This window comes from Nonomuraea sp. NPDC049309 (assembly GCF_043196965.1).
GTDB lineage: Bacteria > Actinomycetota > Actinomycetes > Streptosporangiales > Streptosporangiaceae > Nonomuraea > Nonomuraea fastidiosa.
Genome location: NZ_JBICSH010000005.1, coordinates 366,548 through 393,071, shown reverse-complemented (window position 1 = coordinate 393,071; position 26,524 = coordinate 366,548). Strand labels below are relative to the sequence as shown.

Sequence of the window (26,524 nt, the reverse complement as noted above, 5' to 3'; positions counted from 1 at the left end):
TTCCTTCGTTGTTCGTGCCGTCATGTCGTCTGCCGCATGAGCGCGCAGGGACTTTGCCGGGGTGAGAGCTTAGCGGGGGATACGGAGGGGAGGGTGGCGTGGACCGTTCCGGGGAGGCGCGTCATGAGGGTCGTGGTGGTCGGCGGGACCGGCCTGATCGGATCGAAGCTGGTGGAGAGGCTGTCGCGGGACGGCCATGAGGCGGTGGCGGCCTCGCCGCGCACCGGGGTGAACACGCTCACCGGTGAGGGGCTGGCCGAGGCGCTGGAAGGGGCGGAGGCGGTGGTCGACGTGTCGAACGCGCCGTCGTTCGAACCGGCCGCCGTGCTCGGCTTCTTCGAAACCTCCACGGGCAACCTGCTCGCCGCCGAGTCGGAGGCCGGGGTCGGGCACCACGTCGCGCTGTCCATCGTCGGTACCGAACGCTCGCCGGACAACGGCTATTTCCGGGCCAAGGCCGCCCAGGAGCGGCTGATCGAGAAGTCGGGCGTCCCGTTCTCGCTGGTGCACGCGACGCAGTTCTTCGAGTTCGTGAAGGGGATCGCCGACGAGGCCGCCGATGGGGGAGTGGTGCGGATCGCGCCGGTGCTGTTCCAGCCGATCGCCGGGGACGACGTGGCGGCGGTGCTGCGCGAGGTCGTGGAGGGCCCGCCACTCAACGGCCGGATGGAGATCGCCGGGCCGGAGCGGGTCAGGATGGACGTGTTCGTCCGCGAGGCGCTTGCCGCTCTGGGCGACCCTCGTGAGGTGGTCACCGATCCCGGCGCTCGGTACTTCGGTGCCGCGCTCGCCGAGCACTCGCTCGTTCCGCTGGGTGAGGCACGGCTCGGCAAGATCCGGTACGGGGACTGGGTGGCCGCCGCGGCCGCTACGTGACGGCACCGCGTGCCGAGGCGACGTGAGGGCTTGTTCGCATGCGAAAGCCGCGTGACGGTCGGTGCTGTCATGCGACAGGACCGGCACGCGGCTTCATGTGCGGCCCCGGCGAGCCCCGAGGCCTGAAACGGCCGGATGAGGGGTCGCGCGCGGAGCGTTCAACGGGCCGGCCGGGGTTCCGCGTCAGGCGGACTGCGGCCGGCCGAAGGGCTGCGCGCCGGGCGTTCAACGGCCGGCCGGGGGCTCCGCGTCAGGCGGACCGGCGGCCGAGGGCGCGGAGCTGGTCGGGCGTCAGCGCGGAGACGTTCTGGTCGACCGGCGTGTCGGTGTACTGGTGGATCGTCCAGGTCTTCCAGTCGGCCGGCGGGGTGACCGCGCCCTTGGCCCGGCTGTAGTGGGCGACCCACAGCGGGTACTGCGACAGGCCGTGGCCGTAGGTGTTGGCGAAGTTCCAGCCGCTGTAGAAGAGCGGCTTGACGCCGGTCTGCTGCTCCACGTACGACAGCCACGCCTTGGCCCAGGCGTTGACCTCCGCGACGGACTTGCCGTCGGTGGTCTCCAGGTCCAGGACCAGCAGGTCGCCGGGCTTGGCGGGCTGGGCGTTCACGGTGGTGAGGAAGTGGTTGGCGTCGGCGATGGGGTCGTTGGCGGGGTGGCCGAAGTGGTACGCGCCGCGCACGATGCCCTTGTTGCCGAGTTCGCGCCAGTGCCTGGCGAAGGACGAGTCGACGAAGTCGGTGCCCTCCGTGGCCTTGATGATGCCGAACTGCGCGGAGCTGGAGCTCCAGTCGTACAGCGCCTCGTAGTGGGAGAGGTCGAGGCCGTAGGTCAGGGAGCGGGCCTGCTGCTGGGAGGTGTGCTGCGCGGCCTCGTGCGGGGCGCCGTGGTCGGCGACGGAGGCGTGGGCGGTGCCGGTGACGGCGGTGACGGCGAGCACGGCTCCGCCGAGCGCCAGTCCGAGGCGCTTGCGGTTGTCGGCAAGCTTGGGCATGCGGGTGTTGACTCCTTGCTTCCATGCCGCCTACCGGGTTAGCTGACGGGTTCGGGACTGGAAGTGCCCTACGGACGCGGGCCTGGCCAGGCGTCCGATTCACCCCGGAAAGGTGGGTCCCCGGTTCCGCATGAGGCGGATTCGGCGGCCGCACGCCGGCTGAAGGCGTACGGTCCGGTCAAAGGTGCGAGGCACGCCGCAGACGTGCCTCGACCCGCAAAAGTACATAATTCGCAAAAGGGTCGGCAAGTACCCTAAAGGGATTGCCTTCGCACTACGCGGGTTACTCCTCCGTAAGCCTTATGTCAGAGCGGTTTCCGGTCAAAGTAAAGTTTTCCGGCCTGCTCACTCCAGGCCCAGCGTCCTGGCCGTCTCCCGCGCCGGCTCGGGCCGCTCGGACGGCGCGGTCCCGTACGCCGGAACGAGCTCCCGCAACGCCGGCCGCCAGCCGGGCAGCCGTCCGGGGAAGGCGCGTTCGATCACGTCCAGCATGATCGCCACGGACGCCGAGGCGCCCGGGGACGCGCCCAGCAGCGCGGCGAGCCCGCCGTACGCCGACGTCACCACCTCGGTGCCGAAACCGGCGATGGATCCGCGCCCGTTCACCGGCTTGACCACCTGCACCCGCTGGCCCGCGGTGATCGGCTCCCAGTCGCCCGCCCGCGCCCGCGGGACGAACCTGCGCAGCGCCCGCAGCCGGTCGCGGCCGGTCTGCGCGAGCTGCCCCACGAGGTAGCGCAGCATGGCGCGCTCGGCGCGGGCGGCGCCGAGCAGCGTGGGCAGGTTGCCGGGGGTGATGGAGCCCGGCAGGTCGGTGAGCCGGCCGCGCTTGAGGAAGCGGGGCGAGAACGCGGCGAACGGGCCGAACATCAGGTACGTGCGCCCGCCCACGACCCGCGTGTCGAGATGCGGCACCGAGAGGGACGGCGCGCCCGGCTCGGCGTGGCTGTAGACCTTGGCGTGGTGGGCGGCCACCAGCTCGGGCCGGTCCGTACGCAGGAACCGCCCGCTGATCGGGAATCCGCCGTACGCCCGCGTCTCGGCCACCCCCGCGCTTTGCAGCAGCGGCAGCGTGCCGCCGCCCGCCCCGAGGAACACGAACGACCCGTGCACCCCGTAGTCGCGCCGGCCCGCCAGGTCGCGCACCCGCAGCCGCCACGACCTGCGGTCACGAGACAGCGAGCGCACCTCGTGCCCGGTCCGCACCTCGACGCCGTCGCGTTCGAGCGCGGCGAACAGCCGCCTGGTCAGCACGCCGTAGTCGACGTCGGTGCCGCCGCGCGAGCGGCACAGCGCCACCTCCTCGTCCGCGGGGCGGCCTTCGAACATCAGCGGCAGCAGCTCCGCCATGGCGTCGCGGTCGCGTACCAGCTCAAGGCCCTCGAAGAGCGGGTGCCCGCGCAGTGCCGCGTGGCGCAGGCGCAGGCGCTCGACCCCGGCCGCGCCCCGCGCGAACGAGTAGTGCGGCACGCGGCGCAGCAGCACGCCGAGCGTGGCGCTCATGGCGCCACCGCCGACCAGCACCACGTCGTAGCCCTCGGCGACCACCGCGACCCGGCTCCCCACAACTCGTATGACAGGTTCGCTCCTTGTATAACATCCTGCGCGCGCGGCCCGGGATCCTCGCTAGCGTGGATCGAGCAGGTCTCCGCCAGGTCGAGGAGGTGATCACGGTGCACCCGGTCTGTTGACGGCCCCATCCCGGGGCGTCACGGAGCCGAAAGGTGACCGTATGAGCAAGACCGACAAGACCCGGCCCTGGTGGGTGAAGATGGCCGACGCGCCGATGGTGTACTGCCGGCCCGTTCACGACCACCGTGACGGCGCCTGCACGCTGCCCGGCCGGATCGACCGGGAGAGCGCCTCGCTCTCCCGGCGTCTGAGCGGCTGCTACTGGCAGGCGACCGGCACGTTCCTATTCGGGGAGGGCCGGCTCAACGGGGGTCGCGAGTGGGCACTCTACCGTCGCGAGACGCGCCGCCGCGAGCGCCGCCAGGCCCGCCGCGAGCTGCGCCGTCGCCGCGACGACGACTGACCGAACCTCTGGGGGTCCGGCCTGATGGCCGGGCCCCTTTTTCCATGCGCGAAAACGGATAGCTCGTCGATTCGGATGACTCATCCGTTTTTCTGGTACGGTCGAAGCAGAGGCCGGAAGGGCGCACGCCCGCCTCCGGCCTCGCGATGCCTCCTCACCCCTGAAGGGAAGCGAACGACCATGCGCATCTTCGTCACCGGCGCCAGCGGCTACTTCGGCGGCGCGCTCACCGAGCACCTCATCGCCGCCGGTCACACCGTCGAAGCCCTCGCCCGTTCAGACCGCGCCCGCGACCGCGTCTCCGAGCTGGGCGCCACCCCCGTCGCCGGCAGCCTGTCGGACACCGGCGTCCTCCACGAGGCCGCCGCCCGCAGCGACGCCGTCGTGCACGCCGCCGTCGACTACGGTGACCGGGACATGCAGAACGTCGAGCAGCCCGCGCTCGACGCGCTCCTGTCCGGCCTCCCCGACGGCCGCCCCTTCGTCTACACCAGCACCGGCCTGGTCTACCCCGACACCAAGGGCAGGCCGGTCACCGAGGACGAGGAGGTCACCGAGCAGACCGCCAGGCAGCCGCACAAGTACCTCGGCGAGCGCCGCGTGCTCGCCGCGGCGAACCTCGCCACCACCGTCGTCAGAGCCGGCATGATCTACGGCCGCGGCGGCACCACCCTGCTCCAGCTCATGATCGGCCAGGCCCGCCAGCAGGGCGTCGTCACGTACGTCGGCGACGGCGCCAACACCTGGTCCACCGTCCACGTGGACGACCTCGCCGCCCTGTACGCCGCCGTCATCACCAGGGAGGAGGGCGGCGGCATCGTCAACGCCGCCAACCGCACCGGCACCGCCATCCGCGACATGGCCGAGGCGGTCGCCACCCTCACCGGGGCGCGCGCCGTCTCGCTGCCCCTCGACGAGGCCATGAAGGCCTTCGGCCCCATGGCGCTCGCGCTCACCAGCTCCACGCCCCTCGACCCGTCGCGGGCCGAGCGGCTCTACGACTGGAAGCCGTCCGGCCCGTCCGTGATCGACGAGATCCTCCACGGCAGCTACGCCGCGGCGTAAGGCGTGCGGCCCGATCAACGGGTGGCCGTCGCGCCGGTACGGCGGGCCTCCACCCGGCCGCCCTCGGCGGCGTCCCGGCGCGCCGGGCCCTTCACCCACATGTAGGTGCCCGGACGGCGGCGCTCCATCTTCAGCGACGCGACCGTGAACCGGCAGATCTGCTCCTTCACCCACGCCGCGGTACGCCCGCTCAGGATCCGCTCCTTCGGCGTGTCGTCACCGTGGACGAACTGGACGAGCCCGTCCCGCCGGCCCAGGCTGACGCACTGCAGCAGGTAGCGGAACCGGAACGGCTCGGCGGGCCGTCCCGCGGCCCGCGCGTTGATCACATCGGCGGCGTGCGCGGCGATCGGCATGCCCGCGGCGCACGACATCCGGTGGGTGCCGCCCGGCAACCGCACGGCGGCCGCGTCGCCCACGGCGTACACGTCGGGGTGCGACACCGACCGCAGCGTCTCGTCCACCACGATCCGGCCATGATCGTCCACGGCCAGCCCGGCCTCGGCGGCCAGTTCATGCACCCTGAACGACCCCGCCCACACCACGACGTCCGCCGCGATCAGGCCCTGGTCCGTACGCACCCCGTCACGTCCCACGCTCTCCACGTGCGTGCCCTCGCGCATGCGCACACCGAGCCTGGTCAGCGTACGGGCCAGGTGGCGACGGCCCTTCTCCGACAGGCCCGCGCCCGCCACGCCGCCGGTGACCAGCGCCACCCGCCACGCCGGGTACGACTCGGCGAGCTCGGCGGCCATCTCCACACCCGTCAGCCCACCGCCGACCACCACCAGCTCACCGCTGCCGCCGTGCAGCCTCGCCCGCAGCTCGCCCGCCTGCTCGGCGGTGTAGGCGTGCTCGGCCACCCCGGGAGTGCCGGTGTCGGTGCGGCTGCCCAGCGCGTACACGAGCGTGTCGTAGGCGAACTCCCGCCCGTCCTCGGTGCGCACCCGCCTGCCGTCCGGGTCGATGGCGTTCACCCGGCCGCGCACGGTCGTGATGCCGGTGCCCTTCGTCAGCTCCTTCAGCGGCACCGTCACCTCGGGACGGCCCGCGGCCAGCTCGTGCAGCCGGATCCGCTGCGTGAAGTGCTCGTCCGCGCTGATGAGGGTGATGCGGTGCTTCCTGTCGATCCGCAGCGCCGTCGTCAGGCCCGCATAGCCCGCGCCGATGATGACGATGTTCCGTGTGGCGTCCATGTCGTGTCTCCTTGTGCGAACTTCTGCGACGGAGACGAGACAGCGCCGGGAAATGTGATGGTGATCCGCGTCACACCGTGGCGAGCTTGGCCGGATTGCGCACCACGTCGATCTCCGTGACCCGCCCGTCCTCGGCGACGGAGAACGCCGCCACCGTGTCCGCCGTGCCGTCCGCGGCCCGCACCACGACCCCGAGCCCGCCGTTCACCTCGGCGAACTCCACCGTCATGCCCTCCAGCCAGCGGCTCACCAGGCCGTGCACCAGCCTGGCCACCCGGTCCGCGCCCGCCACCGGCTGCAGCGCAGACGACACCGCGCCGCCGCCGTCCGAACGCCACACCACGTCCGGATCGAGCGCCGCGACCAGGCCCGACAGGTCGCCGTTCAGCGCCGCCGCGGTGAACGCCTCCACCGCCTTGCGATGCGTCGAACGGTCGGTCGTACGCCGGGGACCGTGCGCGCGCACCCTCGCCCTCGCCCGCGACGCCAGCCGCCGCACCGCCTCCTCACTGCGGCCCAGCACGTCCGCGATCTCCCCGAACGGCACCGCGAACGCATCGTGCAGCACGAACGCCACCCGCTCCGCCGCCGTCAGCCGCTCGAGCACCGCCAGCATCGCCATGCTGACCGAGTCGTCCATGGCCGCCCTGTCCTCCGGGCCGGGCTCCTTCACGACCGGCTCCGGCAGCCACGGCCCGACGTACGCCTCCCGCCGGACCCGCGCGGAGGTGAGAACGTCGTAGCAGATGCGGCTCACCGTCGTGGTGAGGTAGGCGCGCACGTCCCTGACCTGCGCGACGTCGGCGTGCCGCCACCGCAGCCAGGCCTCCTGCACCGCGTCGTCGGCGTCCGCCTTCGTCCCCGTGATCCGGTACGCCACGCCCCACAGGTGATCGCGGTGCTCCTCGAACTCCGCCGGCCGCCCGCCCGCACCCGCCCCGCTCCTCATGCGCCCCATTATCCGATCCCCACCCTGCGGTGGGACCGTCGATCACCGGCAGGCGGCCGGCCGGCGACCGCGTCCACCGCCCTGCCGGCCGCCGTCACCCTGCTGGTGCCCGCGGTGTGGCGCATCCGCGACGCCTGACCGGCCGTGGGGTTCGCGGGGGTGGCGAGGGGCGCGGTGGCCGTCCTGCGTGAAGACGATCGCCGTGGGGCTACCGGCGCGACGCGAAAAGGTGTCGATGCGGCTTGCGATGGCTGCTATGGTGTGACGCGTTCTCGTGCCGGATGTGCCCCGGCCGGGCACGTTCCGCGACTCGACTCGACTCGACGAGGAGACCAGACATGGCAGGTGACGACGACATCTCCGGGTGATACCGGAGGTCCCGGCCCCGGGCGGGCGCGTGCTGAGCGCCGCCGCGTGTGGCCGTGAGTTCGTCGTTCCCTCAGTCCGTGTCGTCATGGCGGGCGGCTTGCCATGCGCCCGCGTTCCCGTACGAGGTCTTCCAGATGTCCGACGTGTCCATCGTCTGCTCCCACCTGTCCTTCTCCTGGCCCGACGACACCCCGGTCTTCGCCGACCTGTCCTTCAGCGTGGGCGGCGGCCGTACCGGGCTGGTCGCGCCCAACGGCGCGGGCAAGAGCACGCTGCTCAAGCTGATCGCCGGCGAGCTGCGCCCGCGCGGCGGTTCGATCACGGTGGAGGGCGAGCTCGGCTACCTGCCGCAGACCCTGCCGCTCACCGGAGACCTGACGGTGGCCGAGGTGCTCGGCATCGCGCCCGTGATCGCCGCGCTGGACGCCATCGAGGCGGGCGACACGGCCGAGGAGCATTTCACCACCATCGGCAACGACTGGGACATCGAGGAGCGCACTCGCGCCCAGCTCGACCGGCTCGGTCTCGGCGGTCTCGCGTTCGACCGCCGGCTGGAGACGCTGAGCGGCGGGCAGATCGTCTCGCTCGGCCTGGCCGCGCAGCTGCTCAGACGGCCGGACGTGCTGCTGCTCGACGAGCCGACCAACAACCTCGACCGCGCCGCCCGCCGCCGCCTCTACGACGTGCTCGGCGACTGGACCGGCTGCCTGCTGCTGGTCAGCCACGACCGCGAGCTGCTCGACCGCATGGACCGCATCGCCGAGCTGGACCGGGGCGAGATCCGGTTCTATGGCGGCGGCTTCACCGCGTACGAGGAGGCGGTGCGCACCGAGCAGGAGGCCGCCGAACGCAGCGTGCGCAACGCCGAGCAGGAGCTCAAGCGCGAGAAGCGGGAGATGCAGCAGGCCCGCGAGCGCGCCGAGCGGCGGGCGGGAAACGCCGCGCGCAACCTGAAGAGCGCCGGTCTGGCGCGCATCGTCGCGGGCGGGCTGAAGCGCAGCGCACAGGAGTCGGCCGGGCGGGCGGGCCAGATGCACGCCTCCCGCGTCGGCGACGCGAAGGCCAAACTCGACGAGGCCGAGCGGGCACTGCGCGACGACCAGCGGATCGTCATCGAGCTGCCGGACACCCGCGTGCCGGCCGGGCGCACGGTGTTCGAGGGCCGCGGGCTGCTCGTGCGGGACCTGTTCGCGCAGCCGGGCATCGATTTGTCGGTACGCGGCCCGGAACGCATCGCGCTCACCGGCCCGAACGGCGCCGGGAAGTCCACCCTGCTCCGCATGATCAGCGGCGACCTGGCGCCCGGCGCGGGCACGACCCGGCGGGCAGAAGGGCGCGTCGCGTACCTGTCGCAGCGGCTCGACCTGCTCGACCCCGGCCGTACGGTGGCCGAGAACCTGGCCGCGTCCGCCCCCGGCATGGCCGCGGCGGACCGGATGAACCTGCTGGCCCGCTTCCTGTTCCGGGGTCAGAGCGCGCACCGGCAGGCCGGCGTGCTGTCGGGCGGCGAGCTGCTGCGCGCCACGCTGGCCTGCGTGCTGTGCGCGGAGCCGGCTCCGCAGCTCCTGCTGCTCGACGAGCCCACCAACAACCTCGACCTGGTCAGCGTGAGACAGCTGGAGAGCGCGCTCGGCGCGTACGAAGGGGCGTTCATCGTGGTGAGCCACGACGAGCGGTTCCTCGCGGAGATCAAGGTGGAGCGGTGGCTCGAGCTGTCGGACGGCCGGCTGCTGGAGACCGCCGCCCCCGCCTGACGGCCGGCCTCTGGAGCCGGCCGGCCCCGTCCGGAGGCTCCGCACGGCACTCATGACCCGCAGGCCTCCGGCCCGGAGGCCTCAGGGGCGTGGGGCGCGGCGGTCGCGGCGGGCCTCCAGCTCCTCCGCGCTCACCGGGATGAGCATCGGCTGCCCGCGCACCCCGAACATCGTCACCACGAACGTGGTCTCTTCGTCGGCGAGGTTGTTGGCGTCCTGATAGTGGATGACGTCGCCGCCCGGCTCCCAGAACGCCTCCCCGGCCATGATGACGCGTTCCTGCTCGCCTTCCAGCTCGAAGAGCATCTCGCCCTTGATGAGGTAGCCGAAGGCGGGCCCGGTGTGCCGATGCGGCGGGTTGCCTGCGCTGCCCGGCGGCAGGGTGACGAGTATCGTCATCGCCTCCGCGCCGTCCGGCACCGGAGGCGCGGGCACCGACGCGACGAGGTCGATCGCCGGCGGCGGGGTGGTGGCGTTCGGGTTGTCGAGGTGGTGGACGTGCTCGGCTTTCATGGTGTCCCCGTTCCTGACCAGCGCGAAGGCGGGGGGATCGGTCCCCTGCCCTGCGTGCGGCCCTGCTCGTGTCCGGTCGGCGGGGTTCACCCTGCCCGCCCCGCCGCGCGGCTACCGGACGGCGGGTTCAAGGCTTGGTGACGATCGGCCCGTGACCGGGCGGGCACGTACGTCATGGCGCGCCCGCCCGCGCGGGCTCACGGGATCTTGTACTCCTGCGCCTTGCCGCAGTAGCTGATGCCGAACGGGGTGTTGCTGAAGCGGCAGACCTGCACCACGACCCGGTCGATGGTGCGCAGCTTCGCCGGGTCGGAGAGCGAGAAGGCGAACTTCACCGTCTCGTCGTCCGCCTCGTACGTCTCGGTGTCGACCAGCTCGTCCCCGTAGTAGCCGTTGAACGTGGCCGTGGAGTGCATGTCGTCGGGGTTGCACACGCTCGGCTTCGCCTCGTCGAGCAGCGCGCCCTCGATGTCGATCCGCGGCGCGATGACCGGGCCGTCGTAGCGCTGGATGGTGCCTTCCGTGGATCCGCGCAGGCAGGAGTCGCCCGAGTCCGCGGCGAACGGCACCGCCTCGGCGGCCAGGGCGGGCGGGGCGGCCAGAAGGCCGGCGGCGAGCACTGCACTGGCGGCGAGCACTGCACTGATCGATAATCCGGCGAGCAGACGCACGAGATCACCTTTCCGTTTCTGCGGAATTACGGAGATTCCTGACCGTGGTGGTGAGCTTCGGTCGTTCGGCCTGTGCCCCGTGATTACAGCCCGCAGCAGTGATTTCGGTCAAGGTCCGTTTCGCGCGAGATCAGCGTCCCGATTCCCACGCCTCTCGTACCAGGCCCATCGTCACCGACGTCCACCATGTCCCGCCGACTTCGATGGAACTTTCATGGACGCGCTCCTCCTGGAACCCGAAACGCTCGTACAGCCGCCTGGCCACCGCGTTGTGCGCGTAGACGCCGAGGGTGACCCGCGAGACGCCGGGGTCGGCGAAGGCGGTGCCGAGCGCCGCGTCCACCATGGCCGCGCCGACGCCCTTGCCCCGCGCGTACGGCGCCACCAGGACGAGGCCGAGGCGTACGGCGCCGTCGCCGGTGGGCCGCAGCGAGAAGTGGCCGATGACGGCGCCGGCGGCATCGGTGGCGACCATGAGGCGGCGGCCGGGATCGGCGGCCCGCAGGGCGAGAAGCTGCTCCGCGGCGAAAGGCCAGGTGAAGCCGGACTTGCCGGACCACAGGATGAGGTCGTCCAGGCCGCCGATCCAGGTGGCGATCGTGGCGGCGTCGGCGGGCTGGAGGTCGCGGAGGCTGAGCATTGTTCACTAGTAGCGCAGCGGCGATGCGCCGGGCAAACCGATTACGGCCGCCGGCACGAAGGCCTCCTGCGGCCCGCCGCGTTCGAAGGCAAGACGATCACGGTCTTCACCGGGTGGGACGCCAGGACGCGGATCAAGGCTCCTGATCCCGGCGAGGCGACGGCGGAGTGACGTCCGGCCTGCGGGGTCCGCTCAGGGCGGCGGCACGGGCTTCGAACAGCTCGCGCTCGCGTTCCGCGTCAGCCCGGCCGCCCGCCCGAACTCGGCCGCCGCCTCCTGGTCCCGGCCCGGCCCAGCGCGAGCAGCGGGCGAGCGGGATCGACGGCGGTCGAACGGGTGGGGGAGAGGATGGTGGAAAGCGGTGCGGTCATGGTGGTCGTCCTCGCGTTCGCGGGCCGCCCGCGCCCTCTCACGGAAGCACCCGGTGTGGCTCGGGGGCCGCGCCGCCAAGGGCTTGCAGGAGGGGCGCGGCCCCGCTGGAGGCTCCCCGGGGGCGTCAGGGGGTTACGGGTGTGCCGCCGAAGGTCACGATGAGGCGGCCGTCCGAGGCGAACGACCAGCTCAGCGGGCCGCTGTAGGAGGAGCAGCGGGAGCCGTTCGAGCCCGTCCAGAACTGGTTGGAGCCGTCGGCGTTGCCCACGACCTTGTCGTTCGACCCGCTGCCGCTGCGGCACGAGGTGTTGTCGCGGAAGACCGACGTGCCGGCCTCGAAGGTGAAGTTGCGCTGGGCGTTGTCGATGCCGATGTTGCCGGAGATCGTCATGGTGCCCGGGTTGCGGTTGTAGGTGAAGCCGTGCTTGCCGTTGCGGTAGGCGATGCTGCGCCGGACGATGTGGTCGACCCCGATGTCCTCGCCGCCGAGCTTGTAACCGTTGCGGTCGCCGTTGCCGGCCTGGCTGCCGTCGCTGAGCGTGCCGTTGTCGTACGACAGCGAGTCCTCGATGGTCACCGCGCCGATGGGGCCGGTGTCGTTCTTGGTGTAGAGGTCCCAGCCGTCGTCGATGTTGTTGCGGGCGACCGAGTAGCGGAAGACGTTCCCGGAGCCGACGGTGAGCTTGGCGGCGAAGCCGTCGGCGTCCTCGCCGTCGGAGTCGGCGTTGTCGTGCGACAGCGCGCTGAGCACGAGGTTGTTGGACGGCCACTGGGAGCGCGGCGTGTCGGAGGAGATCCTGGACAGCTGCAGGCCGGTGTCCCGGTTGTAGCGGGTCACCGTGCGCTCGATGATGTTGTTGCTGCCGCCGACGAAGATGCCGTTGTCGCCGGCCCGCTCCACCACGATGCCGTAGATGTGCCAGTACGACCCGTTGACCGCGAGCCCGCGGTTGGCGGAGTCCTCGCTCTGGGCGGAGAAGTTCAGGATCGGCGTCTCACCCGGGTAGGCGGAGATCTTCTTGCGGGCGCTGGAGGTGCCGTTGTTGCCCGGCGCGATGGTGATCGTCTGCGAGTGGTTGTACGTGCCGCCGCGCAGGTAGATGGTGCCGCCGGGGGCGATGCGGGTGATCGCCGAGGTGAGCGTGGTCGGGTCGGACTGGGTGCCGCTCGCGCCGTCCCTGCCGTTGGGCGCGACGTACAGGACGTCGTCGCCGTCGGCCGGCGGGTCGGTCGGGTCCGGGTCGGGGTTGCCGCTGCCGGCGGTCTTGAGCGTCCACTGCTTGGTGGCGACCGAGTCGCAGGAGTTCTGCTGCAGCGCGGCGCCTGACGAGGTGGAGTTGTCCTTGACGTTCAGGCACTTGCCGCTGTTGACGTTCACGACCCGGTAGCTGGAGCCCGACTCGGTGAGCATCCAGGTCTGGGAGGCCGCGCCCGTGCACGTCTCCTGCTGCACGGCCTTGCCCGCGCTGGTGGAGGCGTCCTTGACGCCGAGGCACTTGCCGCTGTGCGCGGCCTTGATCTGGTGGCCGGCGCCGGACGCGGTGATCGTGAGCACCTGGCCTGCGGCGTCGGAGCAGGCGTTCTGTACGAGCTGCACGCCGTCGCCCGTGCTCTGCCCCGGCACGGTGGCGCACAGCCCGCTGGCGCCGTTGACCAGCGTGTAGTCGCCGTTCGCGGGGGCCGCGGCGGCCGGGGTGCTCACCGCGGTCACCAGGCCGCCGGTCGCGATGAGGCCGCTGGTCAGGACGACGGTGAGCCTTCTGGCGAAGGGTTGGTTCTTGCGCACGTCCCAGCTCCATTCGGTACGGGGGGTGTCGTGTCCGGGCGTGCCGCCCGCCGCGGGGAGGCGGCGGTGGCGGGTGGCCGTCGCGCGCGGAGTGCGGGCGGCACGCGCGGGTCGCTGGTTCTGGTTCTGCGGGTACGGGATGACAACCGGTTGCAGTAACAGTGACGTTACGCGGATGAAACGTCAATACATCCAGGTAAAACTGCAAACGCTGGCGGGCGTTCGCCCTGGTCATGTCCGAGATCACTGCAACAACCGATTGCAATGTTCATGCGATGCGGCCCCGGATCGCACGGTTCCCGCACCCGCGTGCCCGCGCTCAGGAGAAGGCGTCGAGTCCGGTGAGTTCGGCGGAGAGCGCCCAGAGCCGGGACGCGGAGGCGGGGTCGATCGCCCAGGGCTTCACGCCGCCGATGAGCATGTCGTCGGTGGCCGCCATCTCGGCGATGTCGCAGTCCTGGCAGTATGCGCCGCCGTACTCCTCCAGCCGCGGTTCGGTCGCCGCCCACACGGCCGTCGCCGCACCCTGGGCGGGCGTCTTGAAGCCGCGAGCCTGGCGGCCGTCCCGGTCGATCCAGCCCTGAGCGATCTGCTCCTCGCGCGGGATCCGCCGCTGCAACGGGGTGAGGATGCTGCCGGGGTGCACGGAGAAGGCGCGCACTCCGAGAGCGTTGAGGTGCACGGCGAACAGGGCGTTGGCGGTCTTGGACTGCCCGTACGCGAGCCAGTGATCGTAACCGTCGCGGAAGTGCGGGTCGTCCCAGCGGATGTCCGACAGGAAGTGTCCCGCCGAGGCGACGGACACCACGCGCGCCGCATCGGGGGACAGCGCCGGGCGCAGGCGGTTCACCAGGGCGTAGTGCCCCAGGTGGTTGATCGCGAAGTGCGCCTCCCATCCCGGGCCTACGCGCTCGTCGGGGTAGGCCATGACGCCCGCGTTGGTGATGACGATGTCGATGAGCCTGCCGGACTGCAGGAACCGGTCGCTGAACGCTTCGACGCTGCCGAGATCCGCCAGGTCGAGCTCCCCGACCTCCGTGCGGGGGATGCCGCGCAGCGCCTCCTCCGCCACGGCGGGGCGGCGGGCCGGCACGACCACGTACGCGCCCGCCCGTACCAGTGCGCGGGTGGCCTCGAGCCCGAGACCCGAGTAGCCGCCGGTGATGAGCACGGTCTTGCCGGAAAGGTCGATGCCGGCCAGGACGTCGTCCGCGGTGCTGTGCGCGCCGAAGCCCGAGCCGATCTTGTGCTGGATGATTGCCATGCGCCGGAGGCTAGGATCTAGAGTGCGATCTAGGTCAAGTTCTGGGTGGTGCGGCGGAATGGGCGTCAAGGGCGGGCTGTCCATCGGAGACGTCGCGAAGGCGACCGGTCTGGGCGTGCACGCGCTCCGCTTCTTCGAACGCGAGCAGCTCTTTCTCCGCCCCATCCCGCGCACGGCCGGCGGGCAGCGCGTCTACGAGCAGGCCGACGTCGAGTGGCTGCTGCTGTGCAACCGGCTGCGGGAGTCCGGCATGCCCATCGCCACGCTGAAGAGGTTCGCCGAGCTCGTACGCTCAGGGCCCGGCAACGAGGAGGAGCGGCTCGCGCTGCTGGAAGAGCACGAAAAGGCGGTACGGGAGAAGCTCGCCGCATTGACGGCGAGCTTGGAGATCATCCACGACAAGGTCGTGACCTATCGCAAGCACGTCGACGAGGGGACCGCGGCCGGCGTCTGGGCGCCGACGCCCTCGGCGTAGCCGCTACGGGCACCGGGCGAGGAGCCGGCCGGCGGCGCGCGGGTACCCGCTTCGACGGCGGGGCCGCCGGAGGTCTGCGCATCCGGCGCATGCCCGCGCACGGCCTGGTCCCGGCGGGCGCGTCTGCGGGACACGTGGCCGTACTGCTTGGCGAATCTCCGGCCGTGCCCATACGGTCGTCGCGTGCCCATGCGTACTGAGGTCTCAAGGGCGAGACCGTGAAGCCCGCCCGAATCGCGACGTCCACCCCGACCGTCACGAAACACATCTGCGCCGTCATCGCCGTGGCCGCGCTCCTCGCGGCGGGCTGCTCCGGCGGGCGGGAACCGCAGGCGCCCCCGAGCCCCGGCGCGACGTCTCCCACCGGCTCGGCGCCGCCGTCTGGCACGTCGTCCGAGGCGGGCACGCTCAGCCCGACGGCCTCCGCGACGTCGAGCGGTTCACCCAGCCCCACCGTGTCCGAGCCCGCCAACCCGGCCCGCGCCGAAGGCGAGATCAGACGCGCCTGGGAGACGTTCTTCAACGAGCGCGGCTCGACCGCGTCCAAGGTGAAGATCGTGGAGAACGGCGAGATGAACGAGCTGATGGTGCAGGCGTTCGGCGCGGACAAGCGGTTCGGCGAGGTGTCGAGCCGGGTCAGGAACGTGCGCTTCGACTCGCCGACGCGGGCCCAGGTGTCGTACGTGCTGCGCCGCGGCGAGCGGACCCTGCTGTCGAGCAGGCGGGGCAAGGCCGTGGAGCAGGGCGGCCGGTGGAAGATCGCGTTCAGCACGGTGTGCTCGTGGGCGAAGTACGGCGAGGACGTCCCGAAAGCGCCCACCTGCTGAGCCGCGCCCGAGAGACGGCCGGTTCCCAGGGAAGGGCCGGTCACCGGGCCGCGCACGAAAGCGCCGGCCGCGAGGAGCGGGCCGGACACAGGAAAGGGCCGGACACAAGGAAAGGGCCGGACATCGTGTGTGTCCGGCCCTCTCGGGTTCCGTCATGTGATCGGCCACCTCGGTGACCTCTGCTCAGCGGCGCCGCCGCCGACGGCGGGCGCTCTGCCCGGCGTTCCCAGCGTTGCCATTCCCGCCAGGAAGCTCCTTTGGCGGGCGAGCAGCCCCGAATCCCATCAAACCGAAGTAGTGCAGCGTCGCCATGGCAACCAACCCCCGTTTATAGCTGTGTGCGACTCTTCGTACTCGCACTTTGATGCGAACATCTACGGCAACCCGGCGGTTCGCCGGATCCTTCCCGTGAAACCCCCATCACGGCTTTCATCACCCAGTTTTTACCGTCTGACCTGCTCTTTCATCGGCGCGGACGCCGTGTGCGGCGGGCCGCCGTACAGTGATGGCTCCGGCATGTCGAAGACGCCACGGTCGCTCCGACCACCTGATGAGCGGCGCCGATGGCGGTGCCGCCGTCCGTACGGAGGAGACGACGTGAAGTTCCTGTTGATCATGCACGTGAACCCGCAGATCTGGGACGGGCTGACCGAAGAGCAGCGCAACGCGGTGATGAACGGCCACGAGGCGTTCATGGAGACGATCAAGAAGTCCGGCGAGTTCGTCGAGACCGCCGCGCTGGGCGATCCGTCGGAGAGCGCCGTGGTCCGCGTCCGCGGCGGCGTCCCGGCCGTGACCGACGGGCCGTACCTGGAGGCCAAGGAGTACTTCGGCGGCTACTACCTGGTCGAGGTCGAAAACCGCGAGCGCGCTCTCGAGCTGGCCGCGCTCATTCCCGACGCGGCGGTCGAGGGCCTCGGCATCGAGGTGCGCCCGGTCGTCTTCTCGGCGACGGGCGAGGACTGAGCGGGCGGTGCGGTTCGTCCTGACCCTGCATCGCGGGCCGGGGAAGGGCCTCGGGGACCTGGAGTTCCTGGCCGCTGCGGGTGAGGCGGGCGAGCTGGTCGGCGGGCACGCGCTGGCCGACCCGTCCATTGGTGTCGTCGTACGGGTCATGGCCGGCGTGCCGCGCGTGAGCGGCGGGACGTACGTCCGGGCCCGCCCGCCGCCGCTCAGTACGTGATCGACTGCGCTGATCGGGAACGCGCCGTGGAGCTGGCCGTGCTGCTGCTCGGCGACCGGGGCGGTGGCGTCGAGGTGCGGCCGGTGATGACGGCGGCCGGCATGGAGATGTGACGGTGGCGCCGCCGCCACCTGGACGTCGTCGCCGGCTCTCAGGTGGCGGCAGGCGTCGCTCCGGCCCGCACCCGACGCGGGGACCTGGGCCGATCGCCGGAGCCGGCAGCCGGACCATGACGGCATGGCGACCTGGCGGCGTCGCGACCTGACGGTGCGGCGACCTGATGGCGTCGTGACCTGATGGCGTCGTGACCTGATGGTGTGGCGACCTGGCGGCGTGGACGCGGGCGTGCGCTGGCCGGGCGCGGCCGGGCCCACGCGCGATCGCGCCCGTCCGCCGGTCATGGCCTGGTGAGCCAGGTGACCTGGGATCCGTTGCTGAAGATCTCCCGGTGCGTCACCGTGAACTGGGTGGGCTGGAAATCGCCGTTGAACATCGAGATGCCCCCGCCCGCCACCACCGGGTGGCTCTTGACGATGAGCTCGTCGATCTCAGCACTGACGGGCCGGCTCGCGCCGCCGGCCCGTCGCACGGGTTACGTGTCCGCCTTGGCGTACGTCGCGGCGCCGCCGGCGAAGTCGTACATGACGACCTGTTCGTCGCCTACCACCCAGGCGTCGTGCCCCGGTGTGCAGACGAAGACGTCGCCGGGTCCGATCTCGGCCTCCGTGCCGTCGTCGGTGCGCAGCCGCATCCTGCCCTGCACCACGAACGCGTTGTGGTGCACCTGGCAGGAGTCGGTGCCGGCGATCGGCTTGACGGACTCCGTCCAGTGCCAGCCCGGTTCGAACGTGGCGATGCCGAAGGTGCAGCCGGACAGGTTGCAGACTTCCAGATGTCCCATGGGGAAGTCGCGGCGTTCGTCCGGCTTGTCGATGTTCTTGATCTCGATCATGACGGGCCCCCTTCCGTCACCCTCAGTCTTTCACCGGACAAAACCCCTCACAAGCGGGCAAATCACCCATTCTTGGGACGGTGCTGCCGCGCATGCCGGGTCGCCGGTTTCGGCGGAGCCGCTGGGCAGGTGGCGTTTCCTGAGCCGGCGGCGCGAATGAGCGAGGAGATGCCGGAGCCGATGGGGCGGATGCGCAAGCGACGCCGCCGCCCTCGGCGAGGCACCCCCTAGGCGAACGCGCCGCTCGGGCCGAAGGCCAGGCGGGCGAAGTTCGCCGCGATGCGGTGGTGTCCCTCCTCGCTCGGATGCAGGTCGTCGGGCAGCGGCAGCTCGGTGTGGTCGGGCTCGCCGTAGAGCGAGCGGCCGTCGAGGTAGTGCAGGTGCGGGTCGTCGCCGGCCCGTTCGGCGACGATGCGGGCCAGCTCGCCGCGGATGACGTCGAGGGTCAGGTGGCCGGACGCGCGGTCCGCCGGGTCGCCGGTGGGCCGGAAGCGTACGGTGCCGTCCTCGAACGCGGCCGTCAGCGGCCCCGGCGTGTGCTCCTGCATCGGGCAGAGAATCGCCGACACGACCAGCAGCGGCGTCTGCGGATGCCCTTCCCTGATCGTGTCGAGGAAGCCGTGCACGGCGGGAACGAAGGCACGCAGCCGCATGGCGTCGGAGTTGGCCAGGTTGATGCCGATCTTGACGCTGATGAGGTCGGCCGGAGTGTCCCGCATCGTACGGGCGGTGAACGGATCGAGCAGCGCGCCGCCGCTGAAGCCCAGGTTGACCAGCTCGACCCCGCCGAGCGCGGCGGCGAGGGCGGGCCAGATGGCGGTGGGATGGGTGGCGTTGGAGCCGTGGCTGATGGAACTGCCATGGTGCAGCCACACCCGCCGCCCGCCGGACGGTGCGGGGAAGACCGGCGCGTCGGTGCGCAGGGCGCCGAGCTCGGCGGTCTCGTTGTGCGGCAGCCAGATCTCGACGTCCTTGTCGCCTGCGGGCAGCCCGGTGAAGCGGGCGGTGCCCGCCGGTCCTTCGCGCAGCTCGACGGCCCCGGTCGCCAGGTCGGCGACGCGCACCCGCCCGCCGGGCACCGTGGCCTGGGCGGCGAGCCGGCCGTCGATGACCAGGTCGTAGACGCCGTCCTGCGGCTGCGGCAGCCCGCGGTAGGCGCGCTTGGTGGGCAGCACGTCCAGCTCGATGACGGTGGCGGCGGTGCGGAAGGCGAGCCGCACGCCGGACGGCTGGCTCTCGGCCATGGCGAGCTGCGCGTCGGGGATCTGCCTGCGCGCCCACGCGGGCAGCCGGTGGGGGAGCAGCCCGTACGGGGTGCGCTCCGCGTCGAGCGCTCCCCGCAGCAGATCCGCGGTCACGGGTGTGGTGATCAGTTTGCTGTTCATCGCCTCGGCCTGGGAAAAGAGGAAAATAACTTATGCCTATTATGCAATAACTTAAAGATGTTAAGTTCGTTGGCGGTCGTGCCGGCCGTCTCCGCGCCGCCGCTTCGCCGGGCAGGTGCGCTTCCGCTCCGCGCGGCCGCCGGGCCAGGGGGTGCGCGATCGTGTGGCGGGCCGGCTCCGTGGCGGCCCCCTGTCCAGGGTGGGCGGTCGCGTGCCAGGTCGGCTTCGCGTGGCCGCCGGTCGGGGCGGTGTTCGTGTGGTGGGTCGGCTCGGCGCGACCGCCGGGCCGGGGGCGGGCGATCGTGTGGCGGGCCTTTTCCTGTCGGCCGGTTGACAGGGCACCCCCCTCCCCATGAAACTCTCCCGAAACATGAGGCGGGTTCGGTAAACGTTTACAGGAGTGGTCGATGCCCCTACCCCGATGGATCACCGCCGGCGCGCTCGCCGTCGTGACCGCGCTCAGCCTGAGCGTTCCCGGCCAGACCGACGTGCGGGCCGGCGGAACGATCACGACCGGCGCCGCGCCCTCGCCGGCCCTGGGCGAGGACATCGCCTACAACGTCTACCTGCCCGCCGGCTACGACCGGGACGAGTCCCGCCACCCCGTGCTCTACCTGCTGCACGGCCGGGGCGACAGCATGCAGGCGTGGACGCGGGTCAAGACGACCCTCGACGACATGATCAGGACCAAGCGCATCCCGCCCGTCATCGCCGTCATGCCGGACGCCCCCTGGAGCGAGCGCGGAAGCTGGTACGTCGACTCCCGGTACACCGGCGACGACCTGCCGGGCCGACCGGTGGAGACGGCGCTGACCAGGGACCTCGTCAAGCACGTGGACGCGACGTACCGGACGGCGCCCATCAGGCAGGCCCGCCTGGTCGGCGGCTACTCGATGGGCGGCGCGGGCGCGCTGCGCTACGCGCTCGCACACCAGGACCTGTTCGGCGCCGCAGCGGTGCTCAGCCCCGCCGTCTACACGCCGCTGCCGCCGTCCGACTCCTCGGCCCGCGACTACGGCGCGTTCGGCAAGGGCGGTGCGAAGTTCGACGACGAGGTCTACAAGGAGCTCAACTATCCGGCTCTGCTGCCGGACCTCGACCCCGATCTTCCGGTACGGCTGTTCGTCGCGGTCGGCGACGACGAGTACGCCAATCCCGACCCCGCCGACGCCCGTCACGACCTCGACTTCGAGTCCGCCGCGCTCTACAACGCCGCCCGCCGCTCGCCCGCGATCTCCGCGCAGCTCCGGGTGCTGGACGGCGGCCACGACTGGGACGTCTGGACGCCCGCGTTCGAGCAGGCCATGGCCGACCTCGGCCCCGCGCTGAGCGTCACCCCGCCGACGGGCCTGCCCGCGCCGCTGCACGGCGGCGCCGGCGTCGACTGGGCGGGCGGCGTCGCCGTCTCCGCCGACGGCGCCCTGACCATCGGGTACGCCACCACGGAGAACGGCGACCTGGACGCCGTCGTCAGCAGGATCGGCGGCTGGACGCGCCGCATCGCGACGCCCGCCGACGAACGCCTCTACGGGGTCGTCCCGCTGCCGGACGGCGGCGTGCTCGCGGCCGGCTACACCAAGGGCGACCTGGACGGCGAGCACGCGGGCAACACCGGCGACGACGCGTTCGTGGTCAGGATCGGCGCGGACGGCGAGGTCCGCTGGACCACCCAGTTCGGCGCACCGGACGCCGCCGACCGCGTCTACGGGCTGGCCGCCGCCCCCGACGGAGGCGCGTACGTCGCCGGCTACACCAAGGGCGCGCTCGACGGCGAGAACGCCGGAGACAAGGACGCCATCGCCGCCCGCATCACGCCCGACGGCAAGGTGGCGTGGATCCGCCAGTACGGCGGCCCCGGCGAGGACAAGGCCACCGGCGTCGCCGCCGGACGCGCCGGCCTCTACCTGACCGGCAGCACCTCGGCCGCCATGCCCGGCACGACCGCGCGGGGCGGCACGGACGGCTGGCTGGCCGCCTACACCGCCGACGGCACCAGGACCTGGGCCGTCACCGAGGGCGGGGCGGGCGACGACCGGCTCAACGCGGTCACCGTCACCACCGGTGGCCTGGTCGTCGCGACGGGCGCCACCGAAGGCGACGCGCTCACCGTCGCCTACACCGACCGGGGCAAGCGCCGCTGGCAGCACACGCTCGCCACCGCACAGGCGGACGAGGGCGCCGCGCTGGCCGCGCTGCCCGGCGGTGACGTCGAGGTGGTCGGCTACACCCGGGGCAAGGTCGGGGTGCCGGCGGGCGGCGCCGACGTGGTGGCGCTCCGCCTGGACGCCAAGGGAACCCAGCGCGCCGCCGCCCAGCTCGGCACCGCCAGGGACGACGCGGTGGACCCGTTCTCCGAGCCCAACCTGTTCGCCGCCGCTGCGGGGGAGGGGAAGGCCGCGATCTCGGGCCTGACGTACGGCACGCCGGAGGGCGGCCGCGCGCTCGGCAACGGTGACGTCTTCCTCGCCACCGTGCAGCACTGACCAGGGGAGTCCAGCACTGACGAGAGGGATCGTCCGCGGCGAAGCGGACGATCCCTCCTCGCTTACCGCGACGGCTCCTTATATGAGCGACCGCTCCTTATCTATAGGTCAGACGCATAGAGCGGTCAGATCTATAGGTCAGACGCATAGAGCGGTCAGACGCGCTTCCAGAGGGCGGGCACGTTCGGCGGCTCCCAGCCGGTGAGCGAGGTGTGCGCCTGGATGCACTCGTACGTCGCCCCGCCGTACGTCACCCGGTCGCCGACGGCGTAGGCGTGGTTCGGGCTCCAGGAGCCGCCGGGCTGCGGGTCGGGGTCCGGGTCCGTCGGGGTGGGGCTGGGCTCCGGCTCGGGGTCGGGGTCGGGCGTGCCGCCGCCGCCGAAGTCGATGTCGGAGCAGGTGTAGAAGGCCTCGTTGCTGCCGACCACGCGCTGCCAGATCGAGTAGAGGATGTGCCGGCCGGTGCGCTGCGGCAGGGTGATGGTCCAGTTCGTGAACGTGGTCGGGTTCTGGTTGGTGAACGTCTTGATGTGCACCAGGTCCGACCACTTGAGGGGCATGGTGGGGTTCCAGCCCTCGCGGGTGATGTAGAACTCGAAGTCGCTGTTCGCGTGCGGGGCGGTCGCGTGGTAGGTGATCGTGAAGTCGCCGGGCCGCACGGGGGTGGCGGGCCAGTCGGCCCGTTGCAGGTCGAGGCCGCGGTACTTGTCGCGGCCCGCGCTGCAGAGCCTGCCGTCGGGGATGAGCTCGCGGTGCCTGCCGCCCGCTTCGAGGAGGGAGACCTCGTTCCAGTCGTAGAACGCCTGGGTGCCGCCGGCGGCGACGGCCGCCTTGCAGGCTTCGGACTGCGGCGTCTCCGGGCCTTCGTTCTTGCAGACGTAGACGCGGCTCGGCGGGTTGGACATGGTGCCGTGGGCGTGGGCGGCCGATGCGGGCAGCAGCACCAGCACGCCGGTGGCCGCCGTGACGGCGGCGGCGAACGTTCTCTTGCGCACCTGCGCTCCTGGGGGGTGAGGACAGGATTAAAAAGGAAACCTTATTAAGAATTAACGATTCCTGACTGGCGCGCAAGCGGTCCCGGTCAAGGGACCGGTTCGAACGCGGAAGCGGCCCGCGCCATCGTGGCGCGGGCCGCTCGCATCTCTCCCACCGAAGGGGGTGCCGGCGAGAGTCATCGGCGAATGCGGATCAAGCCGCGTCCGAGCCCAGGAAGCCCTCCTTCTTCAGCCACTCGGCGCTGACCTTGTCCGGCTCCATGCCCTCGACGTCCACCTGGGCGTTGAGCTGCTGCATGGTGGCGTCGTCCAGCTTGGCGATGACCGGCTGCAGCACCTGCTCCAGCGCCGGGTACTTCTCGAACGTCTCCTGCCGCACCGTCACGGCGGCGTTGTAGATCGGGAAGAACTTCTTGTCGTCCTCCAGCACCGTCAGGTCGAGCGCGGCGATCCGGCCGTCCGTGGTGAACACCTCGCCGAAGTTGCAGGTCTGCCCCTTGTCGGTCTCGGTGTAGACCACGCCGGTGTCGAGCAGCTTCACCTGGTTCTTCGGGATCTCCATGTCGTACGCCTTGGACAGGCCGGGCAGGCCGTCGTCACGCGTGGAGAACTCCGTCTCGATGCAGAGCGTGACCTCCTGCGGCTTGGTCTTGAGCAGCTCGGCCACGTCGGAGACGGTCTTGACGCCCAGCTCCTGCGCCTTCTCCGAGCGGATGGCCAGGGCGTAGGTGTTGTTGAGCGGGGTCGGCCCGATCCACTTGATCTTGTTCTTGCTCAAGTCCGCCTCGGCGGTGGCCTTGAACTGCTCGGCCGAGTCCTGGATCGGCTTGGTGTTCTTGAGGAACTCGATCCACCCCGTGCCCGAGTAGTCCCAGTACAGGTCGATCTCGCCGGACTCCAGCGCCTTACGGTTCGACACGGTGCCGCCGAGGTTCGTCTTGTCCACGATCTCCGCGCCGTGCGCCTTCAGCAGGTGCACCGCGATCTTGCCGAGCATGATGTTCTCGGTGAAGTCCTTGGAGCCGACGACGAACTTGGCGCCCTCCAGCTCGTTGCCGGCGCTTCCCGTTTCGACGGCGCCGGCGCCGCCGCACGCGCTCGCCGACAGGGTCAGCGCCGCGGCGGCGAGAAAGGTGAGTGTCGTCCTGAGGGGACGGAAACGCATACGGATACACCTCTATGGGGGTTGCTTGCGAGTACTGCTTGACGAAACGGGGGGATTTTCAGGGGAAGATCACATGCCGCGCGGCTTGAGCACGTGCTCGGCCAGACCGCCGAGCCAGTCGATGAGGAACGCGATGGACGCGGTGAGCACGCCGCCCACGATGGTGACGGGCATGCGGTTGAGCTTGAGTCCGTTGATGATCAGCTCGCCGAAGCCGCCGGCGGCGACGAACGCGCCGAGCGTGGCCACGCCGACGGTCAGCACGAGCGCGGTGCGCAGGCCGGCCAGGATCGCCGGCACCGCGAGCTTGAGCTCCACCCGCCACAGCACCTGGCCGCGGGTCATGCCCATGCCCCGCGCGGCCTCGATGAGCGCGGGGTCCACCTGCTGCACGCCGACCATGGTGTTGCGCAGCACGGGCAGCACGGCGTAGGCGACCAGGCCGACCAGCGCGGTCTGGAAGCCGACGCCCATGAGGAACGTGGCGAGCACCAGCAGGCCGATCGCGGGGACGGCCTGGCCCAGGTTGCCCACCGTGAGGATGATCGGGGCGACGAACCTGTTGCGGGCCCGCGAGGCGACGATGCCCAGCGGGATCGCGATGATCACGACGAGGAGCGTCGCGGCGGCCGTCATCTTCACGTGCTCGACGGCCTTGGTGAGGAGGACCGAGGCGTTGAGGCTGCGCTGCTCGATGGAGTCGAGCTCGAGCGTGCCGACCCACAGGTAGAGGGCGGCGAGCACGACGGCCACGGCGAACGGGGTGAGCAGCAGCTGGCGCAGGTGGGGAAAGCGCCGCTCGAGGGGGCGTACCGGCGCGGCCGTGGCGGCGGGCAGCGTCTGGGCGGTCATCGGCCGCCTCCGCTCCCCGCGCGCTGCTGTTCCGGCGCGCCTACGGCCGCGCAGAGCGTGGCGTACGTCACCACCCCCGACGGCGTGCTGCACCGGTCTGTGCCATGGGCCAGCATGAAGTCGAGCGCCTCGCGCAGCGTGGTGCCCGCCGCCACCTGGGGGAGCGCCGGGTCGGGCTCGGGGCTCTCCACCGGCACGTCCTCGACCCGCAGCAGCGCCAGCCGCTTGAGCGTGCCGTCCTGGCCGATGAAGCTCGCCACGTAGTCGTCGGCGGGGTTGGCGAGGATGTTGGCCGGCGTGTCGTACTGGGCGATGTGGGAGCGCTCGCGCAGGATCGCGATGCGGTCGCCCAGCTTGATGGCCTCCTCGAAGTCGTGGGTGACGAAGATGATCGTCTTGCGGAGCTGTTTCTGCAGACGGACGAACTCGTTCTGCAGGTGCTCGCGGGTGATCGGGTCGGTGGCGCCGAACGGCTCGTCCATGAGCATCACGGGCGGGTCGGCGGCCAGGGCGCGGGCGACGCCGACGCGCTGCTGCTGGCCGCCGGAGAGCTGGCGCGGGTAGCGGTCGCGGAACGCGGACGGCTCCAGGCTGACCAGCGCGAGCAGCTCCTCGACCCGCTCGGCGATCTTGGCGGCGGGCCAGCCGAGCAGCTTGGGCACCAGGCCGATGTTCTGCGCGACGGTCAGGTGGGGGAACAGGCCGACCTGCTGGATGGCGTACCCGACGTGGCGGCGCAGCTCGTCCGGGTTGAGGCTGAGCACATCCTTGCCGCCGATGCGGATCTCGCCGGACGTCGGCTCCACCAGGCGGTTGATCATCTTCATCGTGGTCGTCTTGCCGCACCCCGACGGCCCCACGAACACGACGAGCTCGCCCGCGGGGATGTCGAGGGTGACGTTGTCGACCGCTGGAGCCTCCTGCCCCGGGTACTGCTTGGTCAGCGAGCGCAGCTCGATGCGCACGCCTTCGGAGTCACGGTCGAACACGAAGCCCCCTCGGGGTGGTCAGTAGGCGGACGGCGAAGAAGAACAGGTCGAACAGCACGGCGACGACCACGACGCCGAGCGTGCCGGCGAGCGTGGCGTTCAGCGAGTTCACCGAGCCGAGCCTGGACAGGCCCTCGAAGATCTGGTTGCCGAGGCCGGGGCCGTCGACGAAGGCGGCGATGGCGGCGATGCCGATGAGCATCTGCGCCGAGATCCGCACGCCGGCGAGGATCAGCGGCCAGGCCAGCGGGAGCTGCACCTGGAACAGCACCCGCGTACGGGTCAGGCCCATCCCGCGCCCCGCCTCCACGGTGGCCGCGTCCAGGCCGTTGAGCCCGGTCACGGTATTGCGGATGATGGGCAGGAATGCGTACACGACGAGCGAGACCAGCGTGGAACCCCAGCCGAGCCCGGTGATCGGGATGAGCAGGGTGAGCAGCGCCAGCGAGGGGATCGTGAGCACCGCCGCCGAGACCGCTATCGAACTGCCGCGCACTCTTGGCCGGTCGTAGGAGAGGAGTCCGATGCCGACGCCGATCACGGTGGCGATGAGGATCGCTATGCCCACGACCAAGGCGTGTTCCGCGGCGGCCAGCGAGAGAGTGTCCCATCGAGAGACCACGTACTCGCCGAAACTCATGAAGTGACCACCTTCGCTTACGCTTTCATGGATTCGCAAACGTATGCGATCTGTTGCGGTGAGCGCAAAATGTGATGCAGTGAGCGCAACACTAGTG

Annotated in this window: 27 protein-coding genes and 1 riboswitch; of the genes, 9 read left to right on the top strand and 18 right to left on the bottom strand. The window is 71.3% G+C overall.

Annotation, left to right across the window (positions count from 1 at the left end; genetic code table 11):
* The first annotated feature begins 123 nt into the window (after nucleotides 1-123).
* A complete protein-coding gene (locus ACGFIM_RS30220; protein WP_393206938.1) occupies nucleotides 124-876 on the top strand; it encodes an SDR family oxidoreductase in 753 nt (250 codons plus the stop codon).
* A 250-nt stretch (nucleotides 877-1,126) separates the two neighbouring features.
* Here ACGFIM_RS30220 and ACGFIM_RS30215 read toward each other — a convergent pair whose 3' ends face one another.
* Complete coding sequence (locus ACGFIM_RS30215) at nucleotides 1,127-1,867, bottom strand: glycoside hydrolase family 25 protein (protein WP_393206935.1); 741 nt, start codon at nucleotides 1,865-1,867, stop codon at nucleotides 1,127-1,129.
* 12 nt (nucleotides 1,868-1,879) lie between these two features.
* A riboswitch (cyclic di-AMP (ydaO/yuaA leader) is annotated at nucleotides 1,880-2,024 on the bottom strand.
* Nucleotides 2,025-2,212: 188 nt separating this feature from the next.
* On the bottom strand, nucleotides 2,213-3,433 hold the full coding sequence (locus ACGFIM_RS30210) for a malate:quinone oxidoreductase (protein ID WP_393206932.1): 1,221 nt from the start codon (nucleotides 3,431-3,433) through the stop codon (nucleotides 2,213-2,215).
* A gap of 166 nt (nucleotides 3,434-3,599) precedes the next feature.
* On the opposite strand from ACGFIM_RS30210, the gene ACGFIM_RS30205 reads away from it, so the two are divergent.
* A complete protein-coding gene (locus ACGFIM_RS30205; RefSeq protein ID WP_393206929.1) occupies nucleotides 3,600-3,902 on the top strand; it encodes a hypothetical protein in 303 nt (100 codons plus the stop codon).
* 180 nt (nucleotides 3,903-4,082) lie between these two features.
* Entirely contained in the window at nucleotides 4,083-4,967 is an 885-nt protein-coding gene (locus tag ACGFIM_RS30200) for an NAD-dependent epimerase/dehydratase family protein (RefSeq protein ID WP_393206926.1), read from the top strand.
* 14 nt (nucleotides 4,968-4,981) lie between these two features.
* On the opposite strand, the gene ACGFIM_RS30195 is transcribed toward ACGFIM_RS30200, so the two are convergent.
* Together ACGFIM_RS30195 and sigJ are read right to left on the bottom strand one after the other, a co-directional pair.
* Nucleotides 4,982-6,163 carry an NAD(P)/FAD-dependent oxidoreductase gene (locus tag ACGFIM_RS30195; RefSeq protein ID WP_393206923.1) on the bottom strand — a complete coding sequence of 394 codons (1,182 nt, stop codon included), beginning with the start codon at nucleotides 6,161-6,163 and terminating at the stop codon, nucleotides 4,982-4,984.
* A 70-nt stretch (nucleotides 6,164-6,233) separates the two neighbouring features.
* Complete coding sequence (sigJ, locus tag ACGFIM_RS30190) at nucleotides 6,234-7,112, bottom strand: RNA polymerase sigma factor SigJ (protein ID WP_393206920.1); 879 nt, start codon at nucleotides 7,110-7,112, stop codon at nucleotides 6,234-6,236.
* 503 nt (nucleotides 7,113-7,615) lie between these two features.
* Between sigJ and ACGFIM_RS30185 the strand changes: the two genes are divergently transcribed.
* Nucleotides 7,616-9,235 (top strand): ABC-F family ATP-binding cassette domain-containing protein, encoded by a 1,620-nt coding sequence (locus tag ACGFIM_RS30185; RefSeq protein WP_393206917.1) that lies wholly within the window; start codon nucleotides 7,616-7,618, stop codon nucleotides 9,233-9,235.
* 81 nt (nucleotides 9,236-9,316) lie between these two features.
* On the opposite strand, the gene ACGFIM_RS30180 is transcribed toward ACGFIM_RS30185, so the two are convergent.
* The 6 genes from ACGFIM_RS30180 to ACGFIM_RS30155 form a co-directional block, all read right to left on the bottom strand.
* Nucleotides 9,317-9,748, bottom strand: a complete 432-nt coding sequence (locus ACGFIM_RS30180; RefSeq protein WP_393206914.1) for a cupin domain-containing protein — start codon at nucleotides 9,746-9,748, stop codon at nucleotides 9,317-9,319.
* A gap of 197 nt (nucleotides 9,749-9,945) precedes the next feature.
* Complete coding sequence (locus ACGFIM_RS30175) at nucleotides 9,946-10,419, bottom strand: hypothetical protein (RefSeq protein ID WP_393206911.1); 474 nt, start codon at nucleotides 10,417-10,419, stop codon at nucleotides 9,946-9,948.
* A 130-nt stretch (nucleotides 10,420-10,549) separates the two neighbouring features.
* Nucleotides 10,550-11,059 carry a GNAT family N-acetyltransferase gene (locus tag ACGFIM_RS30170; protein WP_393206908.1) on the bottom strand — a complete coding sequence of 170 codons (510 nt, stop codon included), beginning with the start codon at nucleotides 11,057-11,059 and terminating at the stop codon, nucleotides 10,550-10,552.
* A 239-nt stretch (nucleotides 11,060-11,298) separates the two neighbouring features.
* Complete coding sequence (locus ACGFIM_RS30165) at nucleotides 11,299-11,430, bottom strand: hypothetical protein (protein WP_393206905.1); 132 nt, start codon at nucleotides 11,428-11,430, stop codon at nucleotides 11,299-11,301.
* 125 nt (nucleotides 11,431-11,555) lie between these two features.
* On the bottom strand, nucleotides 11,556-13,217 hold the full coding sequence (locus tag ACGFIM_RS30160) for an RICIN domain-containing protein (protein WP_393206902.1): 1,662 nt from the start codon (nucleotides 13,215-13,217) through the stop codon (nucleotides 11,556-11,558).
* A 319-nt stretch (nucleotides 13,218-13,536) separates the two neighbouring features.
* A complete protein-coding gene (locus ACGFIM_RS30155) occupies nucleotides 13,537-14,481 on the bottom strand; it encodes an SDR family NAD(P)-dependent oxidoreductase (RefSeq protein WP_393206899.1) in 945 nt (314 codons plus the stop codon).
* A gap of 58 nt (nucleotides 14,482-14,539) precedes the next feature.
* Here ACGFIM_RS30155 and ACGFIM_RS30150 point away from each other — a divergent pair, with 58 nt between their 5' ends.
* The 4 genes from ACGFIM_RS30150 (at nucleotide 14,540) to ACGFIM_RS30135 (ending at nucleotide 16,966) form a co-directional block, all read left to right on the top strand.
* Nucleotides 14,540-14,956 (top strand): MerR family transcriptional regulator, encoded by a 417-nt coding sequence (locus ACGFIM_RS30150; protein WP_393206896.1) that lies wholly within the window; start codon nucleotides 14,540-14,542, stop codon nucleotides 14,954-14,956.
* A gap of 218 nt (nucleotides 14,957-15,174) precedes the next feature.
* Entirely contained in the window at nucleotides 15,175-15,783 is a 609-nt protein-coding gene (locus ACGFIM_RS30145) for a hypothetical protein (RefSeq protein WP_393206893.1), read from the top strand.
* Nucleotides 15,784-16,380: 597 nt separating this feature from the next.
* Nucleotides 16,381-16,749 (top strand): YciI family protein, encoded by a 369-nt coding sequence (locus ACGFIM_RS30140; RefSeq protein ID WP_393206890.1) that lies wholly within the window; start codon nucleotides 16,381-16,383, stop codon nucleotides 16,747-16,749.
* A gap of 7 nt (nucleotides 16,750-16,756) precedes the next feature.
* Nucleotides 16,757-16,966 carry a hypothetical protein gene (locus ACGFIM_RS30135; RefSeq protein WP_393206887.1) on the top strand — a complete coding sequence of 70 codons (210 nt, stop codon included), beginning with the start codon at nucleotides 16,757-16,759 and terminating at the stop codon, nucleotides 16,964-16,966.
* 397 nt (nucleotides 16,967-17,363) lie between these two features.
* Here the strand turns inward: ACGFIM_RS30135 and ACGFIM_RS30130 are convergent, their stop codons facing one another.
* From ACGFIM_RS30130 to ACGFIM_RS30120, 3 genes are all read right to left on the bottom strand, one after another.
* Complete coding sequence (locus tag ACGFIM_RS30130) at nucleotides 17,364-17,555, bottom strand: hypothetical protein (protein WP_393206884.1); 192 nt, start codon at nucleotides 17,553-17,555, stop codon at nucleotides 17,364-17,366.
* A gap of 3 nt (nucleotides 17,556-17,558) precedes the next feature.
* Nucleotides 17,559-17,918, bottom strand: a complete 360-nt coding sequence (locus tag ACGFIM_RS30125; protein ID WP_393206881.1) for a cupin domain-containing protein — start codon at nucleotides 17,916-17,918, stop codon at nucleotides 17,559-17,561.
* 227 nt (nucleotides 17,919-18,145) lie between these two features.
* Nucleotides 18,146-19,303, bottom strand: coding sequence for a GDSL-type esterase/lipase family protein (locus ACGFIM_RS30120; RefSeq protein ID WP_393206878.1), 1,158 nt, complete (start codon nucleotides 19,301-19,303; stop codon nucleotides 18,146-18,148).
* Nucleotides 19,304-19,710: 407 nt separating this feature from the next.
* Between ACGFIM_RS30120 and ACGFIM_RS30115 the strand changes: the two genes are divergently transcribed.
* Nucleotides 19,711-21,786, top strand: coding sequence for an alpha/beta hydrolase-fold protein (locus ACGFIM_RS30115; protein ID WP_393206875.1), 2,076 nt, complete (start codon nucleotides 19,711-19,713; stop codon nucleotides 21,784-21,786).
* 155 nt (nucleotides 21,787-21,941) lie between these two features.
* On the opposite strand, the gene ACGFIM_RS30110 is transcribed toward ACGFIM_RS30115, so the two are convergent.
* The 5 genes from ACGFIM_RS30110 to ACGFIM_RS30090 all read right to left on the bottom strand — a co-directional run bounded on the left by ACGFIM_RS30110 (nucleotide 21,942) and on the right by ACGFIM_RS30090 (nucleotide 26,427).
* On the bottom strand, nucleotides 21,942-22,781 hold the full coding sequence (locus ACGFIM_RS30110) for a lytic polysaccharide monooxygenase (protein WP_393206872.1): 840 nt from the start codon (nucleotides 22,779-22,781) through the stop codon (nucleotides 21,942-21,944).
* Nucleotides 22,782-22,974: 193 nt separating this feature from the next.
* Nucleotides 22,975-23,946: a glycine betaine ABC transporter substrate-binding protein gene (locus ACGFIM_RS30105; protein WP_393206869.1), complete on the bottom strand. Its 972-nt coding sequence runs from the start codon at nucleotides 23,944-23,946 to the stop codon at nucleotides 22,975-22,977.
* Nucleotides 23,947-24,015: 69 nt separating this feature from the next.
* Nucleotides 24,016-24,798, bottom strand: a complete 783-nt coding sequence (locus ACGFIM_RS30100) for an ABC transporter permease (protein ID WP_393206866.1) — start codon at nucleotides 24,796-24,798, stop codon at nucleotides 24,016-24,018.
* Nucleotides 24,795-25,787, bottom strand: coding sequence for an ABC transporter ATP-binding protein (locus tag ACGFIM_RS30095; protein WP_393206863.1), 993 nt, complete (start codon nucleotides 25,785-25,787; stop codon nucleotides 24,795-24,797). The genes ACGFIM_RS30100 and ACGFIM_RS30095 overlap by 4 nt, the downstream gene beginning before the upstream one ends.
* The gene (locus ACGFIM_RS30090) at nucleotides 25,774-26,427 is read right to left on the bottom strand and encodes an ABC transporter permease (RefSeq protein ID WP_364065040.1); all 654 of its coding nucleotides are present in this window, start codon (nucleotides 26,425-26,427) and stop codon (nucleotides 25,774-25,776) included. Before ACGFIM_RS30090 ends, ACGFIM_RS30095 begins: the two co-directional genes overlap by 14 nt.
* Nucleotides 26,428-26,524: the final 97 nt, after the last annotated feature.

Excerpts from the sequence above, each read along its gene's own strand:
- ACGFIM_RS30195 (WP_393206923.1), bottom strand. The coding sequence starts at position 6,163 with ATGGACGCCACACGGAACATCGTCATCATCGGCGCGGGCTATGCGGGC.
- ACGFIM_RS30200 (WP_393206926.1), top strand. The coding sequence starts at position 4,083 with ATGCGCATCTTCGTCACCGGCGCCAGCGGCTACTTCGGCGGCGCGCTC.
- ACGFIM_RS30105 (WP_393206869.1), bottom strand. The coding sequence starts at position 23,946 with ATGCGTTTCCGTCCCCTCAGGACGACACTCACCTTTCTCGCCGCCGCG.
- ACGFIM_RS30170 (WP_393206908.1), bottom strand. The coding sequence starts at position 11,059 with ATGCTCAGCCTCCGCGACCTCCAGCCCGCCGACGCCGCCACGATCGCC.
- ACGFIM_RS30215 (WP_393206935.1), bottom strand. The coding sequence starts at position 1,867 with ATGCCCAAGCTTGCCGACAACCGCAAGCGCCTCGGACTGGCGCTCGGC.
- ACGFIM_RS30115 (WP_393206875.1), top strand. The coding sequence starts at position 19,711 with ATGCCCCTACCCCGATGGATCACCGCCGGCGCGCTCGCCGTCGTGACC.
- ACGFIM_RS30185 (WP_393206917.1), top strand. The coding sequence starts at position 7,616 with ATGTCCGACGTGTCCATCGTCTGCTCCCACCTGTCCTTCTCCTGGCCC.
- ACGFIM_RS30120 (WP_393206878.1), bottom strand. The coding sequence starts at position 19,303 with ATGAACAGCAAACTGATCACCACACCCGTGACCGCGGATCTGCTGCGG.
- ACGFIM_RS30150 (WP_393206896.1), top strand. The coding sequence starts at position 14,540 with ATGGGCGTCAAGGGCGGGCTGTCCATCGGAGACGTCGCGAAGGCGACC.
- ACGFIM_RS30220 (WP_393206938.1), top strand. The coding sequence starts at position 124 with ATGAGGGTCGTGGTGGTCGGCGGGACCGGCCTGATCGGATCGAAGCTG.
- ACGFIM_RS30100 (WP_393206866.1), bottom strand. The coding sequence starts at position 24,798 with ATGACCGCCCAGACGCTGCCCGCCGCCACGGCCGCGCCGGTACGCCCC.
- ACGFIM_RS30165 (WP_393206905.1), bottom strand. The coding sequence starts at position 11,430 with ATGACCGCACCGCTTTCCACCATCCTCTCCCCCACCCGTTCGACCGCC.
- ACGFIM_RS30155 (WP_393206899.1), bottom strand. The coding sequence starts at position 14,481 with ATGGCAATCATCCAGCACAAGATCGGCTCGGGCTTCGGCGCGCACAGC.
- ACGFIM_RS30180 (WP_393206914.1), bottom strand. The coding sequence starts at position 9,748 with ATGAAAGCCGAGCACGTCCACCACCTCGACAACCCGAACGCCACCACC.
- ACGFIM_RS30090 (WP_364065040.1), bottom strand. The coding sequence starts at position 26,427 with ATGAGTTTCGGCGAGTACGTGGTCTCTCGATGGGACACTCTCTCGCTG.
- ACGFIM_RS30205 (WP_393206929.1), top strand. The coding sequence starts at position 3,600 with ATGAGCAAGACCGACAAGACCCGGCCCTGGTGGGTGAAGATGGCCGAC.
- ACGFIM_RS30125 (WP_393206881.1), bottom strand. The coding sequence starts at position 17,918 with ATGATCGAGATCAAGAACATCGACAAGCCGGACGAACGCCGCGACTTC.
- sigJ (WP_393206920.1), bottom strand. The coding sequence starts at position 7,112 with ATGAGGAGCGGGGCGGGTGCGGGCGGGCGGCCGGCGGAGTTCGAGGAG.